This is a genomic window from Companilactobacillus hulinensis (genome assembly GCF_003946555.1).
GTDB classification, from domain to species: domain Bacteria; phylum Bacillota; class Bacilli; order Lactobacillales; family Lactobacillaceae; genus Companilactobacillus; species Companilactobacillus hulinensis.
The window spans coordinates 23,237-36,825 of the sequence record NZ_RHOO01000017.1 but is presented as its reverse complement, the minus strand read 5'-3'; the positions used below and the strand labels follow the sequence as shown (position 1 = coordinate 36,825).

Annotated in this window: 15 protein-coding genes; 1 reads left to right on the top strand and 14 read right to left on the bottom strand. The window is 36.1% G+C overall.

What is annotated here, in order from left to right; genetic code table 11:
- Positions 1-18 precede the first annotated feature (18 nt).
- The 12 genes from EKM66_RS09050 to EKM66_RS08995 all read right to left on the bottom strand — a co-directional run bounded on the left by EKM66_RS09050 (position 19) and on the right by EKM66_RS08995 (position 11,108).
- On the bottom strand, positions 19-894 hold the full coding sequence (locus EKM66_RS09050) for an aldose 1-epimerase family protein (protein ID WP_125763802.1): 876 nt from the start codon (positions 892-894) through the stop codon (positions 19-21).
- A gap of 11 nt (positions 895-905) precedes the next feature.
- Positions 906-2,342 (bottom strand): ATP-dependent protease ATPase subunit HslU, encoded by a 1,437-nt coding sequence (gene hslU, locus EKM66_RS09045; protein WP_125763800.1) that lies wholly within the window; start codon positions 2,340-2,342, stop codon positions 906-908.
- 15 nt (positions 2,343-2,357) lie between these two features.
- The gene (gene hslV, locus EKM66_RS09040) at positions 2,358-2,882 is read right to left on the bottom strand and encodes an HslVU peptidase proteolytic subunit (RefSeq protein ID WP_125763798.1); all 525 of its coding nucleotides are present in this window, start codon (positions 2,880-2,882) and stop codon (positions 2,358-2,360) included.
- Between the two features lie 13 nt (positions 2,883-2,895).
- Complete coding sequence (gene xerC / locus EKM66_RS09035; protein ID WP_125763796.1) at positions 2,896-3,795, bottom strand: tyrosine recombinase XerC; 900 nt, start codon at positions 3,793-3,795, stop codon at positions 2,896-2,898.
- The gene (gene topA, locus EKM66_RS09030) at positions 3,796-5,880 is read right to left on the bottom strand and encodes a type I DNA topoisomerase (RefSeq protein ID WP_125763794.1); all 2,085 of its coding nucleotides are present in this window, start codon (positions 5,878-5,880) and stop codon (positions 3,796-3,798) included.
- A gap of 116 nt (positions 5,881-5,996) precedes the next feature.
- Positions 5,997-6,818, bottom strand: coding sequence for a DNA-processing protein DprA (gene dprA / locus EKM66_RS09025; protein WP_225426585.1), 822 nt, complete (start codon positions 6,816-6,818; stop codon positions 5,997-5,999).
- 26 nt (positions 6,819-6,844) lie between these two features.
- Positions 6,845-7,627 (bottom strand): ribonuclease HII, encoded by a 783-nt coding sequence (locus tag EKM66_RS09020; RefSeq protein ID WP_164505104.1) that lies wholly within the window; start codon positions 7,625-7,627, stop codon positions 6,845-6,847.
- A 1-nt stretch (position 7,628) separates the two neighbouring features.
- On the bottom strand, positions 7,629-8,483 hold the full coding sequence (ylqF, locus tag EKM66_RS09015; protein WP_125763791.1) for a ribosome biogenesis GTPase YlqF: 855 nt from the start codon (positions 8,481-8,483) through the stop codon (positions 7,629-7,631).
- A 9-nt stretch (positions 8,484-8,492) separates the two neighbouring features.
- Complete coding sequence (locus EKM66_RS09010; RefSeq protein WP_125763789.1) at positions 8,493-8,717, bottom strand: YozE family protein; 225 nt, start codon at positions 8,715-8,717, stop codon at positions 8,493-8,495.
- A 12-nt stretch (positions 8,718-8,729) separates the two neighbouring features.
- Positions 8,730-9,326 carry a YpmS family protein gene (locus EKM66_RS09005; RefSeq protein WP_125763788.1) on the bottom strand — a complete coding sequence of 199 codons (597 nt, stop codon included), beginning with the start codon at positions 9,324-9,326 and terminating at the stop codon, positions 8,730-8,732.
- A 2-nt stretch (positions 9,327-9,328) separates the two neighbouring features.
- Positions 9,329-10,210 (bottom strand): GDSL-type esterase/lipase family protein, encoded by an 882-nt coding sequence (locus EKM66_RS09000; protein WP_125763786.1) that lies wholly within the window; start codon positions 10,208-10,210, stop codon positions 9,329-9,331.
- Between the two features lie 55 nt (positions 10,211-10,265).
- Positions 10,266-11,108: a DegV family protein gene (locus EKM66_RS08995; protein WP_125763784.1), complete on the bottom strand. Its 843-nt coding sequence runs from the start codon at positions 11,106-11,108 to the stop codon at positions 10,266-10,268.
- Between the two features lie 343 nt (positions 11,109-11,451).
- Between EKM66_RS08995 and trhA the strand changes: the two genes are divergently transcribed.
- The gene (gene trhA / locus EKM66_RS08990; protein WP_125763844.1) at positions 11,452-12,108 is read left to right on the top strand and encodes a PAQR family membrane homeostasis protein TrhA; all 657 of its coding nucleotides are present in this window, start codon (positions 11,452-11,454) and stop codon (positions 12,106-12,108) included.
- Here the strand turns inward: trhA and EKM66_RS08985 are convergent.
- Entirely contained in the window at positions 12,105-12,599 is a 495-nt protein-coding gene (locus EKM66_RS08985; RefSeq protein ID WP_225426584.1) for a dihydrofolate reductase, read from the bottom strand. The two genes, trhA and EKM66_RS08985, sit on opposite strands and share 4 nt — an antisense overlap.
- A 19-nt stretch (positions 12,600-12,618) precedes the next feature.
- Positions 12,619-13,575 carry a thymidylate synthase gene (locus EKM66_RS08980; protein ID WP_125763782.1) on the bottom strand — a complete coding sequence of 319 codons (957 nt, stop codon included), beginning with the start codon at positions 13,573-13,575 and terminating at the stop codon, positions 12,619-12,621.
- Positions 13,576-13,589: the final 14 nt, after the last annotated feature.

Below are 13,589 nucleotides of genomic sequence, written 5' to 3'. Positions count from 1 at the left end.
GTTTTTTTGTTATCTTAATTATTTAATTGAAATACTGAAATATGCCTCAAACTGTTCACTAGGATCAAGTTTATTAACACCATATTTGGTCTTGAAGTTATTGTCGCTATCCTTCTTATCAGCAAGTCCCCACCATGGTTCGATGCACATGAACTTACCTTCGTCAGGATATGTTGACCACATACCAAAGTACTTAGCATTACCAGTATCAAGAGTTAACTTGTGGTTTGACTTAGCACTTTCGATAGTTACAACGGCTGGATCATTTAGACGATATACAACTGCATCATCTTTGAACTCTTCACGATTCATTGGGAAGTTTTGATTCTCAACTTTGTGTTCACCGTCAAGGTCGATTTGGTGTTCAACTATAGGAATAGTTGTTCTTGTTTCTGAAGGATCAACCTTTACACCGAAGTCCTCAAACTTAAGATTATCTTCAAATGGTACAGAGAAGCCAGGGTGAGCACCGATATTGAAGTACATATCTTCTGTGTCTTCAAGATTATCAACCAAATAGCTAATTTGAACAGTATCTTTAACTAATTGATAAATAACACTTAACTTGAAATGATATGGATACTTAGCAAGACTGGCATCACTTGTAGTCAATGTCAAAACAAGCTTTGAATCTGCTTGTGATTCAAGAGTAAATTCTTGATCTCTAGCAAAACCATGTTGTGTCATCTTGTATTCTTTACCATCAACAAAGTAATGGTCATCTTTTAAACGTCCAACGATTGGGAAGAGGATTGGTGCATGTCTACCCCAAAAATTTGAGTCTGCTTGCCAGATGAATTCGATATCTTCACCATTTTTGATGCTACTTAATTCAGCACCTTTGGAATTAACTTGAACGGTTAAATAATCGTTCTTAAGTTCGTACATTGTCATTATTTTTCCCCCTAAAGAATATAACGCGAAAGATCCTGATCATCGGCAATTTTGCCAACTTGTTCCTTTACATACTCACGAGTAATTGTAATATCACCCATTTGCATATCTGGACCTTCATAAAGAATGTCTGCCAATATCTTTTCTAGAACGGTAGCCAATCTTCTGGCACCGATGTTCTGATTAGTATTATTAAGGTTGTAAGCGATTTTTGCAATCTCTTCGACTGATTCTTTAGTAAAAGTTAAATGAATGCCATCTACTCTTGTTAGTGCAACGTATTGTTTTGTTAAAGCGTTATCAGGTCTTGTTAGGATTTGAATGAAGTCCTCTTGTGTCAAATCATTCAATTCAACTCGAATTGGGAAACGTCCTTGTAATTCAGCAATCAAATCACTTGGCTTGTTCTCAGCAAAAGCACCTGAAGCAATAAACAGAATGTGGTCAGTATTAACTGCACCATATTTGGTATTGATTTGTGATCCTTCAACGATAGGTAGAATATCACGTTGAACACCTTCACGAGATACCTCGCCAGATGTCTTCTTATTGCCAGCAGCAATCTTATCAAACTCATCAATAAAGATAATTCCGTTATTTTGAGTACGTTCAATTGCTGATTGATAAATTTCGTCATGGTCAACACGTTTGTCTGACTCTTGTTGAATCAAGAGTTCACGAGCATCTTTGACTGGCAAAGTTCTAGTGATCATCTTCTTAGGAACCAATGAATCCATTACACTGCTCATGTCCATACCCATTTGAGCCATTTGATCATTCATAGGGTTCACTTTACGTGATTCTTCAACCTTAACGGTTACTTCATGATCTTCAAGTAATCCCTTATCAAGTTGTTCTTTAACGGATAGACGTTGATCACGAACTGCATCAGTAACATCAGCATTACTATCAGGATCTTCATCCCCATTTTGTGGGTTCAAAGCATCTTGTAAGTTTGTTGAATTTTGAAGATTGTTCAACATAGACATGAAATCCATATTATTATTGTTTTCTTTACGTTCTTTTTTAATACCAGGTACTAGTAATTTGACCAATTTCTTGTCAACGTCACGTCGTACTTCTGGTCTGATTTCGTCAACTTTTTCTTTTTCTTCCATTGCAACAGCAACATCGACCAAATCACGAACCATTGATTCTACATCTCGACCAACATATCCAACTTCAGTGAATTTTGTTGCCTCGACTTTGACAAATGGTGCTTTGACAATTTTAGCTAGACGTCTAGCTATTTCCGTTTTACCAACACCAGTAGGTCCGATCATTAACAAGTTCTTAGGTGTGATTTCTTGTTGCAATTTTTCTGGCACTTGCATACGGCGATAACGATTGTATAGAGCAATCGCAACAGCCTTTTTAGCATCAGTTTGTCCAATAATATAATTATCTAATTGAGCGACTATTTCTTTAGGTGTTAAAATGTTGTCCATTTATTACTCTCCAATTTAAAATTTGTCTGAAATAATATTATCGTTAGTGTAAATATCGATACCCGAAGCAATCTTGATCGATTCAACTGCCATTTGCTCAGCATCCATGTCTTTAGCATGACGTTGCATTGCAATAGCAGCGGCTTGAGCAAAATTACCACCAGAACCGATAGCAACTACATCCTCATCAGGCTCAATAACTTCACCACTACCAGAGATAAGTAACAAACTATCTTTATCCATAGCGATAAGCATGGCCTCAAGCTTTTGAAGCGTTGGGTCCTTTCTCCAGTCTTGAGCTAACTCAACTGCAGCTCGTTTCAGATTACCTGAATATGCTTTCAGTTTCTTTTCTAACCAGTCTTGTAATGTGATAGCGTCAGCAACACCACCGGCGAATCCGATGATAACTTGATCATCAAAGATACGTCTAACCTTGTGAGCTGAGCCTTTCATAATAAATTTTTCACTCAATGTAACTTGTCCATCACCAGCAATAGCTGTGTGGCCATCATGTTTAACTGCAACAATTGTTGTCATTTATTTACCTTCCTTACCTTGGAAAATATTTCTTATAGTCTTTTTGTAGATGCTCCATCGTCACGTGCGTATAAATCTGTGTGGTCGATAAACTAGAATGTCCAAGCAATTCTTGGACTGTTCTTAAATCGGCCCCATGATCAAGCATGTGGGTGGCAAAAGTATGACGAATCATATGGGGGTGAATGTCAGCCGTTAAACTGGTCTTCTTGATAACTTGATCAAGAATGTATTCAATTCCTCGACTAGTTATACCTTTGCCACGATTATTAACGAAGACAAATTGATGGTCCTGCACGGTAGCGGCCATCAATTTTTTTCTGCCGTCATCAATATAACGATTTAACGCAGTTTGTGCATAGCTCCCAAAGGGAACATAGCGATCTTTGTCACCTTTACCATGTACTAAAACAATTCCGTTAGTAAAATCAAGCTGTTCCAATGTGAGATTGGCACATTCACTAACACGCATCCCAGTAGCATATAGTAACTCTAATAACGCCGAATTTCTTTCAGAAAGCGCATCGTCACCTTTGACAGCTTCAAATAGTTGATTCATTTCCTTTTCATAAAAGAAACGGGGAAGTTTACGGCCTTTATGACGAAGTTGAACCAGATCAAATGGATTTGTTTTCATGAATTTATTACGCAACAAGAAGTTATAAAACGATCTCAAAGCTGAAATTCTTCTTGCTACTGTTTCATCAGCATAATCCTTCTCATCTAGATAAGTCAGATAAGTTTCGACATCGACACGATTGACCGTCGTAAATCCTTTGAATCCACCATTACTATCAAGAAATTTAACAAAATTATTAATATCTTCTAAATATGAATTCTTAGTATCTTTTGAATAATGATGATTGATCATCAAATAATCAATAAATTTGTCTATCAAATCTTGTTCGATCATCTATTTTTGAACCTGTTCTTCATAATCGCCATTTGGACATAGAATTTGGCGACCACCCTTGACCTTCTTTTCAACCAAGTAATGGCCATCCTTAGGACAATCACGTCCAATTGGTTTGTCCCATGAAACGAAGTCACAATCAGGATATCTTGAACAACCGTAGAAAATACGGTTCTTCTTTGATTTTCTTTCGATAACTTGTCCCTTCTTACACTTAGGACAAATTACACCGATCTCCTTAACGATTGGCTTAGTATTACGACAATCTGGGAATCTTGAACATGCATAGAACTTACCATAACGACCCATTTTGATAACCATAGGTGCGCCACAGATATCACAATCCATACCAGCTGGTTCATCCTTGATTTGAACCTTTTCAATTTTACTCTCTGCTGACTCAAGTTCTTTGGCAAATGGTTTGTAGTAGTGGTCAACGACCTCTACCCAATTCTCTTTACCTTCTTCAATTTCATCAAGTTCATCTTCTAGATGAGCTGTAAAATCAATATTAACAACATCAGGGAAGTAATCTTGAATTAGATTATCAACGATTTCACCTAGCTCCGTAGGTTCAAAGCTCTTACCGTTCAATTTAACATAATAACGTCTTTGAATGGTATCAATTGTTGGAGCATAAGTTGATGGACGACCAACGCCGTTTTCTTCCAACGCCTTAACAAGTGAAGCTTCAGTGAATCTTGCAGGTGGCTGTGTGAAATGTTGAGCCGGATCGTTTGCTTGAAGTTTTGCCTTGTCGCCCTCAGCCAATTCAGGAAGGATATTGTCCTTCTTGTTTGATTCTGAAGTACTTTGGTAAACCTTGCGGTAACCTTCAAACTTGATCTTTGAACCATTGGCTCTGAACATTACACCATTTTGTGTCAAATCAACTGTCATTGTGTCATAAACAGCTGGTGTCATCTGACTGGCAACAAATCTTGACCAAATCAATTCATATAGACGGAATTGATCACGTGTCAAAATATCTTTTAATGATTTAGGAGTACGAAGTACAGAAGATGGACGAATAGCTTCATGGGCATCTTGTGCACCTTCTTGGTTCTTATCCTTACGCATCTTAACAGCTGCGAATGGTTCACCATATTCTTTATGAATGAATTCTGATGCTTCTGCTTGAGCAACTTTTGAAATACGCTTGGAATCGGTACGCATATAAGTAATTAAACCTACCGTACCTTCTTTTCTACCAAGATTGATTCCTTCATATAATTGCTGAGCAATCATCATCGTTTTTCTAGTTTTGTAATTGAGCTTACGGTTAGCTTCCTGTTGAAGTGAACTAGTCGTAAATGGAGCTGCAGGGAATCTCTTACGTTCTTTTTTGGTTACTTTTTCAATATCAAAGTCGTCTTCTTTATTGATTTTGCCAAGGATTTCTTGAACTTGATCATTGTTCTTTAGTTCAGCCTTCTTGTGATCAACACCATAGAAATTAGCTTTGAACTTATCCTTATTATACTTAAAGGTTGATTCAATAGTCCAATATTCTTCAGGAACGAACTTCTTAATTTCTTTTTCACGTTCAATGACAAGTTTCAAGGCGATTGACTGAACACGTCCAGCACTCAAACCTTTTTTAACTTTTGCCCAAAGAATTGGTGAAATAGAATAACCAACCAATCTATCAAGCACACGACGAGCCTGTTGTGCATCAACTAGGTTCATATCAATGCTACGAGGTGTCTTAAATGCTTGCTTAACTGTATCCTTTGTAATTTCATTAAATACAACACGATTATCTCCGTTGACATCAAGTCCCAATAAATGGGAAACATGCCAAGCAATAGCTTCTCCTTCACGATCCGGATCGGCTGCCAGATAAACTCGTTTGGCTTTTTTAGCCTCTTTCTTTAAATCTTTAATAACAGGACCTTTACCACGAATAGAGATGTACTTAGGTTCGTAGTCATGTTCGATATCAACACCCATTTGACTCTTAGGTAAATCTCTAACATGTCCCAAACTAGCTACAACGTGATAATTACGTCCCAAATATTTTTCAATTGTTTTTGCTTTTGAAGGTGATTCAACGATCACCAAATTCTTTTGTTTCGCTGGCACGCAAAGTGCTCCTTTCTGAAATGAATCAATTAGGAAACTGTTCAATATAATATTTATAATTTATAAATTTGTCAATTCAAATGATACATTTAATTACTGATTTGGGAAAGCGTTATCTAAAAATCACTAAAATTAATCAGTGGAATTGCACCTTCTTCAATCAGTTTATTGCACCCTTTTGACGAACTTTCGTCAATCTTACCAGGTATTGCATAAACATCTCTGCCCTCTTGCATTGCTAATTCAGCAGTAATCAACGATCCGCTGCGTTCTTTCGCCTCGGTTACGACCGTCCGTTGACTAATACCTGCGATTATACGGTTTCGCTGTGGGAAATGCCACCTTTGAATGTGACATCCCGGTGGATATTCACTAATAACCACCCCAAATTCAAAAATTTTCATTTGAAGTTGTTTATTAACTGACGGATAGAAATCCTCAAGGCTATTACCGATCACAGCAATAGTTTTGCCATGACTTTTCAAGGTTGCCTGATGAGCCCAGCCGTCAACTCCCTTAGCCAAACCGCTTACAATAGTATAACGGTCTACAATCCTTGGTACAAGTCCATTAATACAACGATAGCTGTACTCAGTAGCTTCTCTAGCACCAACTATTGCCACACAATCAGTTTGTAACAGACTAATATTTCCACGATAAAATAGCAAGGCAGGAGGGTTATATATCTCTCTTAATCTCTCAGGATATGCATCTTCCAAATAATTTATTGCTTGAATACCTGACACATTTTGCTGCCTAAATAATAGTAGAAACTGGTTATATTTTTCCAGCTTCCAGAATCCTTTAAGCATCAAAAAAGCATCTTGTTCCAGATTATCACTATTCAGTGACAATTTAACAATTTTTAACATTTCCTGATTCGAAATCATCATCGTTAATCGACATTTTATTAAAACTCTTGTTAATTCATTCATCATATAAAAACACCACTTTCATAATTAAATTACGAAAATGGTGTTTGATATAACTTATTTGTATTACGGACTGGTGAAAAACTCATCCGATGAATTGGCGTACGACCATATTTGTCCAATGCTTGCAAATGTTCTTTGGTACCATATCCATCATTCTTCAAAAATCCAAATTCAGGATACAACTTGTCATAAGCAGCCATTAATCTATCTCTTGATACTTTAGCAACAATACTGGCCGCACCAATACTCAATGACTTAGAATCACCCTTGATCAATTTAGTTTGGCCAATGTTAACTGGTATCGTCATTGCATCTACCAGGATATGATTGGGTTTTAAGTACAATCTGTCGATTGCATCTTTCATGACTAACTCGGTAGCATGATAAATATTCTCTTGATCGATCAATTGTGGACTTCCAACACCAATAGAAATATCAATTGCTTGCTCACAAATTTGTCGATAAAGTACGTCACGTTTTTTTGCCGTCAACTTCTTAGAATCATCAACTTCGTACAGAGTATTATCTGGTGGTAAAATAACAGCCGCTGTAACTACTGGACCAGCAAGAGGGCCACGTCCAACTTCATCCACACCAGCAACGTATAGACCGTGATTCCAATAGTCACGTTCTAAGAACTCTTTATTATGGAACTTATCAATAAGTTCTTTTTGTTGCTCGATTTTTTTATAATATTGCGTTAATAATTTTTGTACACCACTACGTTCATCAGAGCGCAACAAAACAAGGGTATCGTCATCTACTGAACCAAGTTCTTGGCTCAGTAGACTCTTGACATCCTTGATCGTCATTTTATTCTTCATAGAACTCACCTGGTACATCAAATGTCACACGACCAAGTTTCAGTTTACGAACATCCTCAATAATACGTCTTGAAGCACGTTCATAGTCTTCTTTATATCCAAGTTTTTCGGTCAAATGCATCAACAATTCTGGTGTTGTATGATCGAACAGATCACTCTTGTCTAAACCATATGTCTCTTGTAATCTCTCTAAATAATGTGCCTCTAGAAAGTTCAAAGCATAAATAGCAACATCGTCAGGAGCATAGATTTTATCCTTGATAGCTCCAGATAATGCAAGCTTCATTCCAACTTTAGGATCATCAATTTTTGGCCAAAGGATTCCTGGTGTGTCCAATAGATCAATATCATACTTAGTCTTTAACCAATTTTGATTCTTAGTAACACCTGGTTTATTACCAGTAACAGCAACGTTTTTTCCAACGATTCTATTCAGGATAGTTGACTTACCAACGTTGGGAATTCCAATGCACATTGCCTTGATACGGTAATTTTTTACACCATTATTCTCGTACTTTTCAATTTTATCGGCCAATTCAGAATGTATCAGATCATTGATCTTACCCAATCCTTTATTGTGTTTTGCATCCAATTCAACTGAACGTATGCCTTCTTGCTCAAAACTCAGTTTCCAGTCACTTGTTAGTTTAGGATCAGCCAAGTCAGATTTGTTCAAAATAATAATGTGCTTTTTTTGATCAATAATCTGTTCCAAAACTGGGTTCCTTGAACTAAAAGGAAGTCGTGCATCCACAATTTCTAGTACAATATCAACCAACTTAAGTCGATCCTGCACTTGATTCTTTGCCTTATTCATATGTCCCGGATACCATTGTAACGCCATATTTATCACCTATTTTCTGTCTGTGTCTTGATACTTTTGGTACGCTTCATCAAAGATGGTCATGCTTGGTAAATAACCGGCATTTAATTCCAAATAATTTGAGATCTTCTCATAATCTGTTTCTTGCTTAGGAAATGATTGATCCCGATGAGCATTATTTGCGAATTCAGCTTCCGGCTCACTACTGTTGACATTTCTTAATGTCATCAAAAATTCATAAAAACTTCGCCTCATTGCTCCTCCTAATTACTGTTTACTTGTTATTTTATTATTCATAATATCAAACGACAATTTATCATTCTTCAGATCAATCTTCTTAGCACGAATACCATAACCTTCTTTTGTCGTGAACTTAGTAAACTTCAAAAGAATAGTTTCATCCTTGCTATTAACACTGACCCAATCAGGAATCTTGAAGCTATTGTTAATATAATTCATAACGAATTTGATTGGCAATGACAATTCGCCAATTCTAATATCCTTTGCTTTCAAAAGAACATCCCCATTAGTTTTGGCATATGGAGACATAACCAATGTGAAATGGATCTTAGAACCTAGGAACGCAATTGCACCAGTAAGTTCAGCATCTTTTTTAAGTTTTAATTGATATTCAGTTTTGCCATCATTCAATGTATTCTTCAAATAATACTGAGCCATTTTATTAGCTTCGCTCTTGTTCATATCAACTGTAAAAACCTTATCGTTCTGTGACTCAATTTTTGATGACACTTGATAAGTTTCACTAGAAGAGCTAAAAATCTTTGTTCCTAAGATTCCAACACCAACCACCAAAACTGCTACTAGAGCTAAAAATGCATATTTCCAATAATTTCTTTTCTTCATAACTATTTAATCAGCCATTCCTTCGTTGTTTTGCTTACCTCGTCAAAGACTTGTTCAGTCATCATATCGTACCCCTTGCCATTTGGATGGAAGTGGTCCCCGGTATAAAGGTATGGATTAGTTCCCTTTTCTTTCAACACTTTGTCACTTGGCTGATACAAATCATTAATATTGATAAAGTAAGTATCGTTATAGCCCTCTGCAACTTGAGCTGATGCCTTATTCCAATTGATAAACGCCGTTTTGGCGTACTTAACATTGGATAAGTAAATACTAAATGGGTTATATATACCTATTAAATAAATAGGAGCATCCTTATTGTAACTTCTGATATCTGATAATAATTGTTTCAATCTTTCATCAAATTGACCTTGTTCAGTGGTAATATCTGACTCAGTCAAATCTAATCCTTTACGCTTAAGCAAATGCATAAAGTCATTTCCACCAACTGTAACAGTAATAATATCAGCCTTTGGCAAATCCTTGTGCATCTTGTCATCATTTTGGATCCTAGTCATTATTTGATTACTTGTATCACCAGAAACACCATAGTTATACGCATTAGTCTTTACTTTGTATTTCTTTGCAACATCTTGTTTTAGACGAGTCACATATCCGCCACCAACAGACTTAGAATCACCAACTCCTTGTGTCAATGAATCACCAACTCCTTGTGTCAATGAATCACCAACTGCAACAATGTTAATTTCACTTTTTTTCTGAACAACTTTTTTCTTTTTCTTCTTAACTGAAACCTGTTCAACCTTATTACCAGTCTTAGTCTGTTCATTAGTTTTAGATTGAGTAAAATAATAACCCAATCCACCGCCAATTGCTACTAAAATAACAATAATTATAGTAATCCAAATATTTTTTTTCTTCATATACTAATCCATCTTTCAAAAAAAGCTGATGTTTTTTCATCAGCTTTTACTAAGTTTACTCTGTATAGAATTCGATTGCAAAAGCTCCTGATCCAGCATGTGTAGCAATAACTGGGCTTGTTACTCTGATCAATAGAGGAACATCAGGCACTATCTCTTTCAATTTATCCTTCAATTCATTTACATAATCCATTTTATCAACATATGAAATACCAATTGCCTTGATATTTTCAAGACTCTTAACTTCTTCCATGACATTATTCATATACTTTTCAATTGTCTTATGTCCACGACCACGTTTGGCAATGTCCAAACTATTGTTCTTCAATGTTAAAACAAGATGAATATTCAACAAAGTCGAAAGTGTACCGGCAAATCTGCTTAGACGACCACCACGCAAGATATTTTCAATACTTGTTACACCCATGTACAAGTACGTATGATCACGAACTTTTTGAATTGCCTCTTTAATTTCATCAATAGACTTACCCTCTTGAGCAAGTTTAGCGGCGTGAATGACTTGGAATGCCAATGCACGATCAGTGAACTCTGTATCGACCACTTCCATATGACGGTCAGTCATCTCTGCAACCTGACGTGCAGCATTCACGGTACCACTAATAGCTTCAGTCATATTTAATGACAAGATATCCGTATAGTCCGCAGGAACGTCATCAATTATACTCATAAATGTACCAATAGAGGGTTGTGAAGTTTTTGGTAATTCATTTGAAGAATCCATTTCTCTAACAAATTCTTCACGCGTGATATCAACGCCATCCGTGTATGTCTTGCCATCGATATTAATTGTAAGTGGAACTACTCCAATGCCGTATTCCTTGATTTCTTCTGGAGTTATTTGTACCGACGAGTCGGTAAGGATCTTAACTTTACTCATTTTATCCCTCTTTCATAGGGTTTTCATTATTGTTGACTAAATTATAACAGATTTACACTGCTATATTAAATCTTATTGATGTATCAACGTTTAAAACCTTTTCAAAAAATAACGTTCGAATTAATTTCCAAAGTTTCAAAAACTAATTCATATTTTTTAACATCTTTTTCTATTATATTATACTTATCACAAATATTGAAAATAAAAATGAACTCCTAAGCGAATTCTTAGAAGTTCATTGGTTATTCAATATTTTTAATAATCAAAGAATCATTTAATGTTAGTTTAGTTCCAACTTATACGTTAAAATGTAATCAGTTACAATAGAAAGTTGGTCTTAAAGTTGAGTAAAAAGGTCAGAACATTTACACGTAGATATATTATCAAAAATGAAATTTTTAGCGCAATAACGCACGGAATTGGAATCATATTAGCAGTCATCGGTGCAGTATTCTTACTTATAAAAGGATTCAACAATGGTGACCCACTAGAAATTACAGCATATTTCATATATGCCTTCACCCTGTTTTTCCTTTATCTGAGTTCAACACTGTTCCATAGTCTTTATTTCACAAAAGCAAAACATGTCTTCCAAATATTTGACCACAGCTCCATTTTTTTGATGATTGCTGGTACTTACACTCCATTTTGCCTGATTGCCCTTAGAGGGTCTGCATTTGGTATTGTAATACTCGCAATCATTTGGATACTAGCAATATTCGGAATACTTTGGAAAATATTCAATGTCGGTAAATTCAAGTTCTTCGAGACCCTATTATATATCCTAATGGGTTGGGCAATAATCGTTGCCATGAAACCATTGTATGAAGCAATTGGTAGTACTGGTATTTGGCTATTAGTTGCTGGAGGTCTTGCCTTCACTATTGGAGCTTGTATCTACCTATTGAAGAATCTGAAATACGTTCACGTTATTTTCCATATTTTTGTAATGATCGGTACCGCACTAATGTATTTTGCAGTATATTTCTACGTCAATTAATTATGTCTTTGAAGTGTCTCGAAGGTGTATGGATAGATATTCTTATCATCCATAACACCTTCTTTTTTTTCAATTAAATCAAACTTGCTATAATCAATAGCGGTCATAAACGTATCGCCACCAAAATCATAGTCAATTTTCGTCAAATAAAGCTTATCAACATCATCCTTGAACATTTCAAAGATCGTGCTGCCACCAATTACCATGACCTCATCATCAGGATTAACGTAATCACATAACTGTGACTTATCCGCCAACAGAACAACGCCATCTGGTACTTGATAGTCCCTATTTCGAGATAAAACAATATTCAAACGATTTGGCAATGGTCCATTAGGAAAACTCTCATAGGTCTTGCGTCCCATGACAATGGGATGACCAGTAGTTACGTCTTTAAACCTTTTCATATCATTTGGTAGTTTCCATGGCAATTTGCCATCCTTACCTATGACATGCTTACTGTCTTCTGCCCAAACAAAACTTATTATCATTTAAAATAACCTCTCAAGTCTAAACGGCTACAGGAGCCTTAATTGCTGGTTCTGGATCATATCCAGTAACTTTGATATCTGTTGTATCAAGATCAAACATACTCTTGTCTGAATTTATCTCCAAAGTTGGACCAGCATGTGGTTCCCTTGCTAATTGTGTCTTAACTTGTTCAATATGATTCAAATAAATATGAGCATCCCCTAGAGTATGGACAAAGTCTCCAACCTCTAATCCAGTCTCTCTGGCAACTAAGTGTGTCAATAATGCATAACTGGCAATGTTAAACGGAACACCTAAGAACAGGTCACCACTTCTTTGATATAACTGGCATGATAACTTACCATCATTAACATAGAATTGGAACATTGTATGGCAAGGAGGTAAAGCCATGGTTGGCACATCTTCAGGATTCCATGCACTAACGATCATACGTCTAGAATCTGGTGTCGTCTTAATTTGTTCGATCACATTAGCAATTTGATCGATGAATCCACCGTCACGTTTTTGCCAGTGACGCCATTGTGAGCCGTATACTAATCCGAGATCACCATATTTGTTAGCAAAATCGTCATCTTCAAGAATCTTTGTATCAAAAGCTGATTTTTGAACTTTGTATTCTTTAGCAAAGTCCTCATCTACCAAACTACGTCTACCAAAATCGGTCATATCTGGACCATTGTAATCTTCACTCTCAATGAACTTCTTGAAGGCCCATTCGTCCCAAATATGATTTTTATGCTCCAACAAATAACGAATATTAGTATCACCATGTAAGAACCAAAGCAATTCACTCTTAATTAATCCGAATGGAACCTTCTTAGTAGTTAATAGTGGGAAAGACTTCGATAAATCAAATCTCATCTGATAGCCAAAGGTACTGATAGTACCAGTACCAGTACGATCGTCTTTCTTGTGGCCTTCAGTTAAAACATAATTTAATAAATCCAAATATTGTTGTTCATTAGTATTTGCCATGTTTTTCTCCTAAA